The sequence below is a fragment of the Pseudomonas sp. Xaverov 259 genome, from assembly GCF_019352915.1.
Taxonomy (GTDB): Bacteria; Pseudomonadota; Gammaproteobacteria; order Pseudomonadales; family Pseudomonadaceae; genus Aquipseudomonas.
The window spans coordinates 36,905-51,300 of the sequence record NZ_JAAAFV010000024.1 but is presented as its reverse complement, the minus strand read 5'-3'; the positions used below and the strand labels follow the sequence as shown (position 1 = coordinate 51,300).

Annotated in this window: 14 protein-coding genes; 5 read left to right on the top strand and 9 right to left on the bottom strand. The window is 62.6% G+C overall.

From position 1 onward, the window contains the following. The first annotated feature begins 102 nt into the window (after positions 1-102). Together K0H48_RS09045 and K0H48_RS09040 are read left to right on the top strand one after the other, a co-directional pair. Entirely contained in the window at positions 103-609 is a 507-nt protein-coding gene (locus K0H48_RS09045; RefSeq protein ID WP_219267209.1) for a sigma-70 family RNA polymerase sigma factor, read from the top strand. Beyond that, complete coding sequence (locus tag K0H48_RS09040) at positions 606-1,343, top strand: anti-sigma factor (protein WP_219267208.1); 738 nt, start codon at positions 606-608, stop codon at positions 1,341-1,343. The genes K0H48_RS09045 and K0H48_RS09040 overlap by 4 nt, the downstream gene beginning before the upstream one ends. A gap of 128 nt (positions 1,344-1,471) precedes the next feature. Here the strand turns inward: K0H48_RS09040 and K0H48_RS09035 are convergent, their stop codons facing one another. Genes K0H48_RS09035 through K0H48_RS09005 form a run of 7 tightly spaced genes read right to left on the bottom strand, consistent with a single transcriptional unit; the run spans position 1,472 to position 7,813 of the window. Further along, the gene (locus K0H48_RS09035) at positions 1,472-2,443 is read right to left on the bottom strand and encodes a spore coat U domain-containing protein (RefSeq protein ID WP_138815389.1); all 972 of its coding nucleotides are present in this window, start codon (positions 2,441-2,443) and stop codon (positions 1,472-1,474) included. Positions 2,444-2,477: 34 nt separating this feature from the next. Next, positions 2,478-4,871, bottom strand: coding sequence for a fimbria/pilus outer membrane usher protein (locus K0H48_RS09030; RefSeq protein ID WP_219267207.1), 2,394 nt, complete (start codon positions 4,869-4,871; stop codon positions 2,478-2,480). 44 nt (positions 4,872-4,915) lie between these two features. Then, the gene (locus K0H48_RS09025; protein ID WP_219267206.1) at positions 4,916-5,701 is read right to left on the bottom strand and encodes a molecular chaperone; all 786 of its coding nucleotides are present in this window, start codon (positions 5,699-5,701) and stop codon (positions 4,916-4,918) included. A gap of 26 nt (positions 5,702-5,727) precedes the next feature. Beyond that, positions 5,728-6,228 (bottom strand): spore coat U domain-containing protein, encoded by a 501-nt coding sequence (locus K0H48_RS09020; protein WP_219267205.1) that lies wholly within the window; start codon positions 6,226-6,228, stop codon positions 5,728-5,730. Positions 6,229-6,233: 5 nt separating this feature from the next. After that, positions 6,234-6,767 (bottom strand): spore coat U domain-containing protein, encoded by a 534-nt coding sequence (locus K0H48_RS09015; protein ID WP_219267204.1) that lies wholly within the window; start codon positions 6,765-6,767, stop codon positions 6,234-6,236. An 18-nt stretch (positions 6,768-6,785) separates the two neighbouring features. Beyond that, the gene (locus K0H48_RS09010; RefSeq protein ID WP_219267203.1) at positions 6,786-7,328 is read right to left on the bottom strand and encodes a spore coat U domain-containing protein; all 543 of its coding nucleotides are present in this window, start codon (positions 7,326-7,328) and stop codon (positions 6,786-6,788) included. Continuing rightward, on the bottom strand, positions 7,322-7,813 hold the full coding sequence (locus tag K0H48_RS09005) for a spore coat U domain-containing protein (RefSeq protein ID WP_219267226.1): 492 nt from the start codon (positions 7,811-7,813) through the stop codon (positions 7,322-7,324). The genes K0H48_RS09010 and K0H48_RS09005 overlap by 7 nt, the downstream gene beginning before the upstream one ends. A gap of 224 nt (positions 7,814-8,037) precedes the next feature. On the opposite strand from K0H48_RS09005, the gene zapE reads away from it, so the two are divergent. Beyond that, complete coding sequence (gene zapE / locus K0H48_RS09000; protein WP_219267202.1) at positions 8,038-9,132, top strand: cell division protein ZapE; 1,095 nt, start codon at positions 8,038-8,040, stop codon at positions 9,130-9,132. 40 nt (positions 9,133-9,172) lie between these two features. Further along, entirely contained in the window at positions 9,173-10,477 is a 1,305-nt protein-coding gene (locus K0H48_RS08995) for a leucine-rich repeat-containing protein kinase family protein (protein WP_219267201.1), read from the top strand. A 720-nt stretch (positions 10,478-11,197) separates the two neighbouring features. Here K0H48_RS08995 and K0H48_RS08990 read toward each other — a convergent pair. Beyond that, entirely contained in the window at positions 11,198-11,905 is a 708-nt protein-coding gene (locus K0H48_RS08990) for a YebC/PmpR family DNA-binding transcriptional regulator (protein WP_083357900.1), read from the bottom strand. A 109-nt stretch (positions 11,906-12,014) separates the two neighbouring features. Next, positions 12,015-13,328 carry an MFS transporter gene (locus tag K0H48_RS08985; protein ID WP_219267200.1) on the bottom strand — a complete coding sequence of 438 codons (1,314 nt, stop codon included), beginning with the start codon at positions 13,326-13,328 and terminating at the stop codon, positions 12,015-12,017. A 257-nt stretch (positions 13,329-13,585) separates the two neighbouring features. Here K0H48_RS08985 and K0H48_RS08980 point away from each other — a divergent pair. Further along, positions 13,586-14,396 (top strand): LysR substrate-binding domain-containing protein (locus tag K0H48_RS08980; RefSeq protein WP_219267199.1); only part of this gene is annotated, 811 nt, incomplete at its 3' end.

Sequence of the window (14,396 nt, the reverse complement as noted above, 5' to 3'; positions counted from 1 at the left end):
CAGATAACCCCTACAGGAAGGCCCAAATTTCTTACAGCCCTTGATGGAATAAGCTACGTTGTCTGGCGTCTTCCTCTGCACAACCGACCAGAATTCACGCCCATGCACGAGCTCGACGAACCGTTACGTGAACTCATCCCCAGGCTGCGACGCTTTGCCGTGTCCTTGACGCGTAACACCAGCAGCGCCGACGACTTGGTGCAGTCCACGCTCGAACGCGCGATCATCAGTTGGGCCGACAAACGCCTGGAAGGCGACCTGCGTGCCTGGCTGTTCTCGATCCTCTACCGCCAGTTCCTCGACGCCCACCGGCGCAGCCGGCGTTATGCACGCATGCTTGAATTCTTTACCGGCCGTGACGATACGCAACCCTCGGTGGAGCGCACGGTGATGGCCCAATCGACCCTGCGCGCCTTCGACCAACTCAACACCGAGCAACGGGCACTGCTGCTGTGGGTGTCGGTCGAAGGGTTAAGTTACAAGGAAGTCGCCGAGATCCTGGCGGTGCCGGTGGGCACCGTGATGTCGCGCCTGTCCCGTGCGCGCCAAGCCTTGCGGCAACTCAGCGAAGGCGAAATTACCAGCCCTGCCCTGCGGATACTCAAATGATCAGCCTGCCCCCCAGCGAACGCGATTTGCATGCCTACGTCGATCACCAACTGCCGGAGAGCGACCGTCGCGTGCTTGAAACCTGGTTGGCTGCCCACCCTGAAATAGCCGCCCAGGTGCATGCCTGGCAACAGGATGCACACGCCCTGCGCGCGGCCTTGAGCGGGACGTTGCAGCAACCGGCCAACCCCGGCCTCGACCCGGCGCTGATTCGCCAACGCCTTCGGCATCAATCGCGCCGCCACCTGGCCAGCGCCGCCGTACTGCTGATCGCGGTCTGCCTCGGCGGCCTTGGCGGTTGGCACGCCCGCGAAGCGACCCAGCCACCGATGTTGCCGATGGCCGATGCTATGCAGGCGTTCCGCCTGTTTGCCCAGGACGGCATCATGCCCGCCGACTTCAGCGCCGACGATGGCGGCACTATGCAGGCGTGGCTTGATCGCTATTTCAACCAGGCCCATCGCCTGCCCGATTTGAGCAAGGCCGGTTTCAAGCCGGTGAGCGGGCGCCTGCTCACCACTGAGCAAGGTGCGGCAGCGATGGTGTTGTATGAGGATCAGCAAGGCCATCGCATCAGCTTCTATATCCGCCCGCCGGGACCGGAAAACGGCTTCCTGCCGCGTGGCAGCCGCAGCGCCGACGGGTTGCAGGCCGATTACTGGTCCGGTGGCGGATACAACTATGCGATGGTCAGCCCGGTGGACCAGCCGGCTACGCACCTGCTGAAGTTCTAGACGATCAAGACAGGTTTTTGTGGGAGCGGGCTTGCTCGCGAATGCGGTCTATCAGTGACAGATGAATTGACTGACCCACCGCATTCGCGAGCAAGCCCGCTCCCACATTTTGACCGCGCGTACCTGTACTAGAAGCCCACATCCAGCACCACATTATCAATGTAGGTGCCGCCCGGCGGCGTGGTTTGGTCGGTGTAGATCCTGGCGTTGTAGTTGAACACCTGGCTGCCGGTGCCCAGGCCGTTGCCGGGGTTGATCTCGGCCGAGGAGCTGGCCCGTCGCGCTGCGCCCACACTGCCCCAGCGCGTAGTGCCGGCACTCATGAAGATGTCGTAGGCGAGAAAGTTACTGCCGGAAATCATCCGCCGCCGCCCGCCCACGCTCACCGGATTCTGCCCATCGCTGAGGCCGACGGTGTAGGCGCTGCCCTTGGTGCAGGCCACACTGGCCTGGCCGTTGACGGTGGCAAAGGCGCTGACCACCGGCGCGCTGCCAAAGGCAATCGGTGGCGTGGTGATCTGGCAGTCGTTGACCACCGTCATGCTCACCGTCAGTGTAGTGGTGCCGTTGTTGATCTCACGGCCCAGGCAGATCCCGCCAATGCCAATGCCCGAGCAATAGTTCCAGTTCCAGAAAATACTCAGGGTTTCGCTGTACACTCCCGACGCCACGTTGCTGCCTAGGGTGGTGGCGAAGTACAGCGGCACGACTTTGGTGCCCGGCCCGAACACCAGGCCAAGGGAGGCGGCAATGCCGCCGCTGCCGCCAAAATCGAAGGCGGTGCCGCGTGTCATTGGGAACGCCGTGGTGTTGTTGGCATAGATCGTATAGTTAATGACATCACCGGTCGGCCCCACCAGCCCCCCTTGGGGCGAACCGCTGACAGTCGCATAAAAATGGTCATTGGAGGTCAGTACCGACAATACCGCAGGCGTGCAGCTCAAGCCGGCGTTGGTGGTCGAACTGGGCTGGGAGGTGGTGCGCACGGTCATCGAACTCACCGTGGTGCCAAAGCTGGCCGGTACCGTGGCCACCACCGAGCACACGGCCTGCACCTGCGCCGACACGCCCAGGCCCGCCAGCAACACGCCCCGCAACAGCCATTCCTTGACCCGCACACGCACACTCCTTATTTCATTGGCACACCAGTGGCCCGATCAGTGGCACCTGGGCCTGGGTGGTATCCAGCTCAAACGTTGCCTGGCAGGTCTGGCCGTTACCCAAGGTGACTTGCAAGGTGTTATGGGCCGCCAGGTTTTCCAGGTACACCAGGCCGTCCCACCCCACCACCGCCTGCGCGCCGCTTTGCTCGTGCCGCACCTGGCTGCCCAGGGGCAAGTCCTGGTGCTGGGCGTCGACCAAGGTGATGCTCGCCGCGATCACCTGGCGCACCGGGAATTCCAGCAAGTAGCCACTGCCACGACGCACGGCCACCCGTTGCTCGACGTTGGGCACCTGCACGTTGGATGGCAGGTTCAGTGGGTCGATCTCATATTTGGCGCGGTAGTAAGCACTGGTCCACGGCACCAGCAAGTGGCCGTTGCGATCGGTTTCGCCCACCACCTGGTTCTCGTAGCGCACCGGCACACCACTGACGCCGTCGGTGCTCACCACCACAAACGCATCGTTGACGCGGTTGGCGGCGAACACTTGATTGTCCATCCACACGAGCGAGCCACTGGCGTCGGCCCAACGGGTTTCGGCGTCGCTGCTGCCGTACACGCCGGCCTGCAATTGCACCGACTGCAGGCGCCAGGTCAGGTCGGCCTGGCGATAAGCCGGCCCATCACCGCTGGCATAGCCCAGGTTAAAGCCCACGCCGCCTTCGGCCGGCACGGCTCGGCTGTAGTTGACCCGCTGCAGGCTCTCGCCGGTTTTACTGCGCTCGGTGCCCACGCTGAGGCTGCCGTACACGTCGAACGGCACCACCACCTGCGCCTGCACTGCCCAACTGCTGTCGCCCACTTCATGGTTGGCCGACAGGTAAAAACTGCTGTTGCGCCACAGCGGCTTACTCCAGGTCAGGTTCACCAGACGGGTGCGCGAATCATCGGCCGCCTGCACATCGAAATAGCCGACGCCCAGGCTGCCGAAGTTATTCAGGTTCAGGCTCACTGTTGCCTGCTGGCTGCGCTTGCTGAGGCTGGCGTAAGGCGTATCGATCAGGCTCAGGTCGGCGTATTGCTCGCGGCGCTCGACTCGTTGATACGACAGGCTGTAGCGCTGGTTGCTGTATTGGTAGCCCAGGCTCAATTGCTGGCCAGTCCGGCCGTCGTACTGGCTTTGGCTGACGGCGGTATTGAGCACGCCAAAGTTACCGACCCGCAGGTTGCCGCCGACACCGCCCAGGGTCAGGTCATTGGAAGCTTCGGCATGGCTTTCGAGGGTAAACGCGTCGGAAACCCCATAGCGAAAGGTGCCGCTGGCCACGCCAGGGCCATAGCCAAAATCGCGCAAAGTGTAGTCGCGACGCAAATTACCCGCCGCCACCGAGAAGTCCGACAAGCCCTTTTGCAGCAGGGTACTGGTGACATAGAACGGCACCGTGGTCGACACCTGGCGGCCCAGTGCATCGGTGGTGACCACCACCGCCTCGCCGGCACCGTTGATAAACGGCACGTTGGTCAGGGTGTACGGCCCCGGCTGCAGGTCGGCACTGCTGGATTTATAGCCATTGATAAACAGGTCCACCGACGACGGCACCGCCGCCTCCCCGGCAAACTGCGGCAGCGGGTAGGTGACCAGATCCGGGCGCACGCCAAAGTCGCGCGACAGTTGCACACCGCCCAGGCGCACCGAGGTGCTCCAGGGCAAGGCGCCGCTGATCACATCGCCCGCTTCATAGGTCAACAGGCGTTCATCGTCAGAGAATCGCCAAGTGGTGTCATAGCGTCGATAGCCATTGTCCAGGCTACTGCCGGCGGTTTCCCGGCCAATGGTGGTGCGGTATTGGCCGGTGTTGGACAACGTGCCCCAGGTATCGAATAGCCGCACTTCGTTGAAGATACCGAGGTAGGTGCCCGCATCGTCGGTGTCGTTCAGGTAGGCGTCATAGTTGAGCAATGCGCCGAAACTGGTCAGTGCCTGGGTGCGTGGGTAGTTGTTGCGGTTGCCGATAAATTGCTCCGGCAGCCAGGCCGGCGGCACGCTCAGTATCAGGCGTTGGCCCTGGCTGTCGTAATCGGTGTGCAGGCCGGGAAAGCTCTCCAGTGCAACCTCGACCGGCACGTCGCCTGGCAACTTCACGCCAACCTCCTGCAGCACCGACGCCGGCAAGAACAGCTGCCCGGCCCGCTGATTGACGGCGACCACGCGGCCGGTGTCCATCTGGTTGACCACCAGTTCCAGGAACAACTGCGCATCGGCAACAGCCTCCATACTGCTGGGCGGGGGCGGCAACGGCGCGGCGAAGCCCGGCGGCGCCAGCACCAAGCCAGACAAGCCCCCCACCACCCACACCGATCGCCATAGACATCGAGCCCGATCCTGGCTCACCAAGGCTTTGTGTCCATCAATGGACATCTCCATCCGTTGTTAACACCAGGGCCTACTCCATGCCCTGCCACACTGAGTCAGCGTCCCGGCGCGAGATTCTCCACTTGCGTTGCCCCATTGATGCGCACCTGCAACGGCTGATCGGCCGGCAAACCGGCCGGCACCGGCCAGCGCATGGTCGCGCCCGGCAGCACATAGCCCATCAAGCCTTCCACCAAGGGCCGCGGCTGGCCGCCCTGCTTGAACGTGGCATCGGTGAGGCGCGCATGCACGGCGCCCTGGTTGCGCATCTCGACGTAATTGCGCCCGCCCACGCTGACTTTTTTCCAGCTCAGATCCGGCTTGCCGGCGGTTTTCGGATCGCGGTCTCGGGTGCCGTCAACCTTGCTCCACAGGCCCGGGCCGTAGGCAAACAACGGCACCGAATAGCGCATCTGGAAGCGGATAGCAGCGGCGGTCTTGCCATCCGCCGGGGCCGGCGGCGGCGTGGCCGAAGGGATCTCATCGATGATGATGCGATAGGCCAGCTCCTGGCCTGGCGGCACCTCTTTGGTTCGGGTCAGGCGCACCAACTGCTTTTGCCCCGGCTCGATTTTCGCCACCGGCGGGCTGCCAATCACATCGCGCTGGTTCTGGTATTGCTCGTCAAAACCGCTCTGGGTCCAGGCAAACACGCGGATCTGCAGGTTGGCGGTCTCGGTGCCGCGGTTCTCCAGCCACAGCGCGCTGGCCTGTTGGTCGGCCTCCAGCACCGGGTCGATTGGCCAGATCAGCACCGAACTGGCCGCCTGGACCTGCCCCGCCGCCAACATCAACAACCCGCTCAAACCCGCTGCCCACCCGTGCCGGGAAGCTGCACACATAGATCTCACTCCTTATACCGAAAGCCTTACCACGACAGCTGCACCTGCAACGTGTCGCTGTACGTCCCCCCAGGCTGGTTACCCGGTAATTGCACTCGCCCATAAATCGGCAAGGTGATGTTATTGGCGTTGCTGTAGGCCACGCTCACGCTTTGGCTGATGCCCAGGCTCTGGCTGAATGCCGCGTCCCGAAACAATTGATAAGCCACTTGGGCAGTGCCGCTATTGAGCTGCATCCGCCGCCCGCTGTTGTTATGCAAACCGCCATCGACACTCATGCTCAGCGCCACACCCGGCGTGCATTGCAGTGTCACGCCGCCGGTCAGCGCGACAGACGCCGTGCTGGTGGCCAACGCCGAATAGGTGCCGAATACCAGACTGCCGTAATTGCTGGCGCCGCCGACCACCAGGCACCCTGGCGTGATCGTCGCGCTGACCTGGAACGACTGGCTGGTCACCGCCAACAGCGACAGCGGCATTCCCCAGCCGATGCACACCGCCAACGCTGCCCATCCTGACCGGCCCATGGCACTTAGAACGTCAGGGTCACGTTAACCGTGTCGGTGTAAGTACCGGCCGGTAAGCCCGCCTTGCCATTGGCCTTGCCGTAGATATTCACGGCCTGGGCCACGCCGGTGCTCGGCGCCAGGTTGATCACTCCGCCGATGGCCAGCAGCGTTGAGTGGCCGCTGTCGGTGTAGAGGTCATACGGCACGTAGTTGGCCACCCCGTCATACAGCGCGCGGCCACCGCCCACGGACTGGCCGTCGTGGGCACCGGCAGACACCGTCAACGTCGGTGACGTACCCGCCGAACACAGGATCGACAACGCCCCGCCACCGCCGCCCAACACCTGGCCGTCGGCTTCGGTGAACAGGCTGTTGGCGGTACCGAAGTTCAAGTTACCGAAGCTCATCCCGCCAGTGGCTGCGGCGCCGTTGACCTGGCAGCTGCTGGTGAGCACCAGGGTGGCGCTGACCGTACCGGCCACCGTCGCCGCCTGTGCGCCCGACACCCACACCAACGCCATCAATGGAAAAACCGCCTTCGCTATAAGTGCATGCATGATGTCCATCCTCATGGTTTACCAATCCAGAGTCACCGTCAGGGTGTCTGTGTAGATGCCGGCCGGTAAGGCCCTGGTATTCGCCACCACCGAGCCGAATACCGGGATCGGTACTTGTGTGCCCTTGGTCACGACGAAATTGCGTTGCTCGCCAATGCTGTAGCTGCGCCGGCCGAGCGGGTCAGCCGAGAGTTGATAGGGAATGGTCTGGCGCCCGTTACTCAGGCGCCTTGTAGTGCCGTCACCGTGGGCGCCGCCGTCGATGGTCACGGTGAAGCTGCTGACCACCGAGGGGTTGCAGGACACCGACAGCGGCGCCTTGCTGCCGTCGGTAACGCCCGCGCCCAAGGGGTTGCTCCACGTCGGGCCCTGGGTGCCGAAATCCAGTAACGCGCTACCGCCGGCGGGGCTCACCGGCGCACTCTCGATGTCTTTACTCACCTGGCAACTGGCGGTAATCACCAGCCGTGCGTGGATCTGCCCGGCGACGGCCGCCTGGGCGTCATCGGCCAGCAGCAACAGCCCGCCCATGGCCACCAGGGCCCAGCCGCGGCTTACCATGTGACGGTGACCTTGAGCAGGTCGGTGTAGCGACCGACCGCCGGAATGGCCTTGAGCGGCTCAATGCGCCCATACAGCGGCAGGTCGACACTGCCGGAGTCCGGCACGCGCCCACTCAGCGGTTCGTTGACCGGCAAGGGAATACGCCGCGCCGCGTCGGCATAAATACGGTAGGGAATCGGTTTGCTCGAAGGTGTCGCAGCACTCAGGTAGCGCACTTCGCCGGTGCCGCCATGCAGGCCGCCGTCAACGCGCAGTTGGTAAGGGGTGTCGGGGTTACACTCAAGGCGCGGCTGGCGCTGGCTGATCAGGGCCGCACTCAGGGGCCCGGCCGGGTCATCCAGACGCGGGCCGCTGCCAAAATCCAATACGCCAAGTTGCTCGATGCCAGCACTGCGGGTAGTGCCCACCAACTGGCAGCCCCGCTGCACGTCGATGCGCACCTCCACCTGGAGTTGCGCAGCGTAAACCGTACTGCAGAGCATCGTGCCCATGACTGCCAAAACGCCTCGTCCCTTCACTGCCCCAAATCCTTGTACAGGGGTGACTGCTCTGTAAGAGGTTAGCCACAAAGGGCGAAACTGCCAGTCTCAGCCCGATGGCGGGCGTAACATGCCTTTTCGAGATAGCTGGGGGCGCCGTTCTGTATTGGTCAAATCGACGTGAGCGCCCTAAAGTGGGCAACCACCGAAAGACAGAGTGACGTGCATTGGCTGTGCTATCCCTGATTCAGCGTCTGCTGGGTAAAAAAACCGCGTTGACCAGCGCCTCGCCTATCCCGGCGTTCTTTGAAAACAAGGCCCGCGACCAGGGCTATACCCTCAGCGCCGGCCAAACCCAGGCGATTGCCGCGCTCGCCTGCGAGACCCGGCACCTGCTCGCCGGCCAGCCCACGCGCGGCCTGTACCTGCATGGCCCGGTGGGGCGTGGTAAAAGCTGGCTGCTCGATGGGTTTTTCCAGGCGCTGCCGATTGCGCAAAAGCAACGCGTGCACTTCCACACATTTTTTACCCGCCTGCACCAAGGCATGTTCCAGCACCGTGAACAGCACGACGCGCTGGGCGTGACCCTGGACGCGCTGCTGGCCGATTGTCGGGTGCTGTGTTTCGACGAATTCCACGTCCACGATATCGGCGATGCCATGCTCATCAGCCGCCTGTTCCAAGCCTTGTTCCAGCGTGGCGTGCTGGTGCTGGTGACCTCCAATTACGCCCCCGAGGGCCTGCTGCCCAACCCGCTGTACCACGAGCGCTTCAAGCCGGTGATCGACTTGATCGCCACGCGCATGCAGGTGCTGGAAGTCAGCTCGCCCGAAGATTTTCGCAGCTTGCCCCAGGCCCATGCCGAGCAGCGTTTCAGCGGTGGCCAGTATGTCTGGCCGGGTAACGCCGCCCAGCGCGACGCCCTCGGGCTGCCCGCCACACCTGGCCCGGCGCAGACCTTGACGGTCGGCAAGCGCCAATTGCTCTGCCGCAGCCATCAGGCGCGCAGCATCGTGTTCACCTTCAACGACCTGTGTGAACAGCTCACCGCCGTGATGGATTACCTGTTGCTGTGCGAGGATTTCGACCACTGGATCATCGACGGCCTGCCCTTCTTGGCCGACTGCCCGATCGCCGTGCAACAGCGCTTTATCAACCTGGTGGACGTGCTCTACGACCAGGACAAACACCTGACCCTGATCGGCCAGCAACCCTTGGCGCGCGCCCTAGAAGGCCAGGCCATCGACCTTGCCCGCACCGCCAGCCGGCTGAACCAATTACACACGGTGTGCCCGCAACCCGCGCCCGACCCGGTATCATGAGCGCCTTTTACGCCCACCTTGCCGAGTGACCGCGCCGTTCATGAATACCCTCGCCCAACTCAAGGCTGGCCAATTGGCCGGTATTACACGCCTGGACCTGTCTTGCGGGCTGACCGAATTCCCGTCGGAAATCTTCGCGCTGGCCGACAGCCTGGAAATCCTCAACCTCACCGGCAATGCCCTGAGCAGCCTGCCCGACGACCTGCATCGGCTGAAGCACCTGCGCGTGCTGTTCTGCTCGGACAACGCCTTCACTGAGCTGCCCGCCTGCCTGGGCCAATGCGACAACCTGAGCATGATCGGCTTCAAAGCCAACCAGATCAGCCACGTACCCGCCGCCGCCTTGCCGCCACAATTACGCTGGCTGATCCTCACCGATAACTGCATCAGCCAGTTGCCCAGCGAGCTGGGCGAGCGGCCACTGCTGCAAAAGCTGATGCTGGCCGGCAACCACCTGACGGACCTGCCGCATAGCCTGGTCAACTGTAAAAACCTCGAGCTGCTGCGCATCGCCTCCAACCGCTTCACCCAACTGCCGCCATGGTTGCTGACGCTGCCGAGCCTGACCTGGCTGGCCTATGCCGGTAACCCGGTGGAAATGGCCGTTGACGTGGCGGGCGATGATGTAACGCCGAATATCCCTTGGGCTGAACTGGAACTGGGCGAGGTGTTGGGCGAAGGCGCTTCGGGGATCATCCGCAAGGCGTTGTGGAAGCCGCCAGCGTTGCCGGTCGCGGTCAAACTCTACAAAGGCACGATCACCAGCGACGGCTCGCCGCTGCATGAAATGCAGGCCTGCATCGCCGCCGGGCTGCACCCGAACCTGATCAAGGTCGAGGGGCGCGTGGTTGGCCACCCGGATGACCAGGCAGCCCTGGTGATGGACCTGATCGACCCGAGTTACCGCAACCTCGCGGCCTTGCCGAGCCTGGCGTCATGCACCCGCGATATCTACGCGCCGGGCACGCGCTTTAGTGCTGAAGTGGCGTTGCGCATGGCACGCGGCATCGCCTCGGTGGCGGCGCATCTGCACCGGCACGGCATCACCCACGGCGACCTGTACGGCCACAATATCCTGTGGAATGCGGCGGGCGACTGCTTGCTCGGGGACTTTGGCGGGGCGTCGTTCCATGCAACGACGGACACCCTGGAAACCAGGGCGTTGCGACGCATTGAAGTGCGTGCGTTCGGGGTGTTGCTGGGGGAGTTGTTGGAGCGGGTAGACGATGGCTTCGATAATGCAGCGCTGATGGCGCTGCAAAACAGCTGCTGCCAGCCCGATGTATTGGCCCGCCCGAGCTTTGAAGAAATCGAAGCGCTGCTGGGGTCTCTGCCACACCACTAAACAATGTGGGAGCTGGCTTGCCTGCGATGGCATCAACTCGGTGTGCCTGATGTACCGAGGTGCCTGCATCGCAGCGGTGCGACGATTCGACAAGCCAGCTCCCACAGAAAAGCAGATATTCAGTGCATGCAAATCCACAGCCGACCTCATATTCAGAACCGCATGCGGTCAACTGTGGGAGCGGGCTTGCTCGCGAATGCGGTGGGCCAGTGACAGATGAATCAACTGACCCACCGCATTCGCGAGCAAGCCCGCTCCCACATTTAGACCCAGTTGCATCAGGTAGACAGGCTGTTGCTTTGCACTTGATCTGGCTCTTGCTTCAACCACTCAGGTCGGCTTTCAGGCCGCCGTGCTGTAGATTTTGATCTTGATCTGAGACGCCCCGTTAACCACGATGGCCGAACGCAGGCTTGAATCCGTGGGTAACCCGGCAGGACGCCGGGTTAGCCGCGCTGGGCCAAGGATGGCCCATCGCGGCGGCCCACGGATTCAAGCCGGAGTGAGGGCATGCCGAGCCTAGGCGAGGCACCGAGTGGTGGGGCGAAGACTTTTTGGTTACTTTTGTCTGGGCCGGCATTCCGGTCTTTACAAAAGTGACCCGCCGTCAGGGCGGAACCCTAAGTAGCCATCACCACAACAACGGATATGTACACCAACAAACCGCCACAGCAGGCAACCCAGCTCCCACATTTTTGCCTGCCTTTATTCAGCTATAAATCAGCCAGCCAACCCGACAAACATATCCTGCACGTCATCATGGTTGTCCAACCCTTCCAGGAAGGCTTCGACTTCAGCCATCTGCTCATCGGTCAAACCGCTTACCGGGTTCTTCGAGAGGTAGCCCAGCTTGGCCGACAACACCGTGAAACCCTGCTCCGGCAGTGCTTTTTGCACCGCGTCGAGGTCGGTGGTTTCGGTGATGAACAAGGTGCTGCCTTCTTCTTCACCGTCTTCAAAATCCTGCGCACCCGCTTCAATAGCGGCCATTTCCGGGTCAGCATCCGGGCTGTCCGGCGAGGCTTCGATCAGGCCTACGTGGTTGAAATCCCACGCCACGGAACCGGAAGCGCCAAGCTGGCCCTTACGGAACGCCACGCGGATTTCCGCCACGGTACGGTTGATGTTATCGGTCACGCATTCAACGATCAACGGCACCTGGTGCGGGGCAAAACCTTCATAGGTCACGCGGTGGTACTGCACGGTTTCGCCGAGCAGACCGGCGCCCTTCTTGATCGCGCGTTCCAGGGTTTCCTTGGGCATCGAGGCCTTTTTGGCCTGTTCTACCACCAAACGCAGGTGGGCGTTGGTCGCGGTGTCGGCGCCGTTGCGGGCGGCGATGGTGATTTCTTTCACCAATTTGCCGAAGATCTTGCCCTTGGCATTGGATGCCGCTTCTTTATGTTTGACTTTCCACTGTGCGCCCATGACTCACTCTCTTCTATCCATCGCGCCGAAACGTCTACTGGCCGGCGCTTTGGGGGCAGAGTTTATAGCGCAAAAACACTCTAATCCACCAAAAAACCGGCCAGCTGCTTCAGGTGCGCAAGGGTTTGATCGTGACGTTGCGCTCTGGCACAAAGTCGCCGACCTGGGCCAGCACGGTGGGCCGGGCGTTCCAGTAAGGCATCAGCACCAGCGAAGAAAACAACGCCGCGCCGGCAAATACGATAAACACCGTGACCGTATCGAAGTAGCCCGGCAGCAGCCCGCCAAGGATCGCCCCCACCGAACCACACCCGTTCACAAAGCCTGCCGCCGTGGCGCCGGCCTTGGCGGTGCCGAAGTCGATAGCCGCCGTGCTGCTGATCATCGAGTCCGGCCCGTACAGGGTCAGGCCCATCACAAACAGCAGAGCCATCACCAGCATCACGCTGCCGGTGTGCAGCGCGCCCATGAACAACGCCAGGGCCACGGTCAGCGCCAGCAGGCTGAGCACACAGGCCGGCATGCGCCGGGCGCCGAAGAGCTTGTCGGACGCCAGCCCGATCATGATCGGCCCCAGCAGCCCGGCCAGCTCGAAAGCCGTGGGCACGATGGCCGCGCCGACCTTGCCCACCGAGGGCATTTGCTCATAAACAATCACCGGCCCCCACAACAGGATCGCGTAACGCGCCGGTTTTAGCAGGAAGTACGCCAGGCCCAAGGTCAGCACCGTGCGATTACGCAATATCGCGCGCAGCGGTTCCAGCACACTGACGCGCTGCGCCTCACCCGCCACGACGGGCTCCGGCTCAACGGCCGGCAAGCCGACATCCTGCGGTGTATTGCGCTGGAAGATAAAGAACAGCACAGCCACCACCGCCACCACTGCCGCACTGGAAATAAACGCCGCGTGCCATGTGCCGATCAGCGTGTAGGCCCACCAGCCGGCAAAGGGCGATGCCACCAGGCCACCAAAGGCATAGCACGAACTCCACAACCCCAACACCCGCCCGCGTTGCTGCGCCGGGAAGAAACTGCCGAGGTTCTTGCACAGCCCCGACCAGCCGGTGGACTGCGCCAGCCCCTGGATCAACATGCAACTGATAAAGATCGGCAAGGTGGCAAAGGTGCCCATCACCAACGCCGCTGCGGCAGAAATCAACAACCCGCCCAGCACCACCACCCGTGGCCCGAAGCGGTCGGCCAGCATGCCCCAGGTGAACTGCCCCACAGCGTAGGCCGCCAGGTACAGGCCATCGAGGTTGGCCATCATCATTTTGTCGAGGGGGAAGCTTGGGTCATCAACGATGCCCAGCTTGGCCACCGAAAATGCTTTGCGCGTGAAATAGAACGCGGCGTACGCCAGCCAGGTGATGGCAAAAATCTGCACGCGCCAACGCTTGATGCTACCCGTTTGGATATTCATAGTGGTTCTGACCTCAGGTGAGTGTGCCGGCAGGATCGAGAAGCAAATGCCTGTTGTTTTTATGGTTGAGCACTGCAATGCCGGGCCGTGGATAGCGCGGCATTGGTCAGATGGGTCCGGCTTGGCAGAACCCATGGCCACCGAGGTTGTAGGACTCAACCGTCAGCGACTGGGGGGTATAAAAGCAATGGCTGACTAATAGGTAAAATCGATTTATCGTATTTCACCTATAAGTTCAGCTTGTAAGAGGATCTGCGATGTCGGTTTCCCACGCACAGCTCAAAGCCTTCCATGCCGTGGCCGTCCACGGCAGTTTCACTCAGGCTGCTGAACGCCTGTTCCTGACGCAGCCGGCGATTTCCGACCAGGTGCGCAAGCTCGAAGAGCGCTTCGGCGTGCTGCTGTTTCACCGCAACAAACGCGCCGTGCGCCTCACCGATCTGGGCGAGCGCCTGCTCGGCATCACCCAGCGTCTGTTTGTGATCGAGGCCGAAGCCGAAGAGCTGTTGCAAGACTCCCGCGCCCTGCTCACCGGCACCCTTACCCTGGCCGTGGACGCGCCCGTGCATGTGTTGCCGCAGATCGCGCGCTTCTGCCAGCTGTACCCAGGCATCAGCGTCAAGATCGAAACCGGCAACACCGACGAATCGCTGTTTCGCCTGTACAACTACCAGGCCGACTTGGCCCTGCTGGGGCGCGATGTCGACGATGAACGCCTGCTGTCGTTGCCGTTGCCCGATGAGCAGCTACTCGCCTTTGTGGCGCGCAACCATCCATGGGCCGGGAGAGAATCCATCTGCCTGGCCGACCTGGACGACACACCATTGGTGCTACGGGAAATCGGCTCGGTCACTCGCCAGACCCTGGAGCAGGAAATGCGCCAGGCCGGGCTGCGCATCCGCCCGGCGATCCAGGTGGAAGGCCGCGAAGCCGCGCGCGAGGCGGTGGTGGTGGGGATTGGCGTAGGCGTGGTGTCGGCGGCGGAACTGGGCGCCGACTCGCGGGTGTATGCCATGCCGATCCGCGATTGCAGCCAGCGCATGAAGGAAACGCTGGTGTGCCTCAAGG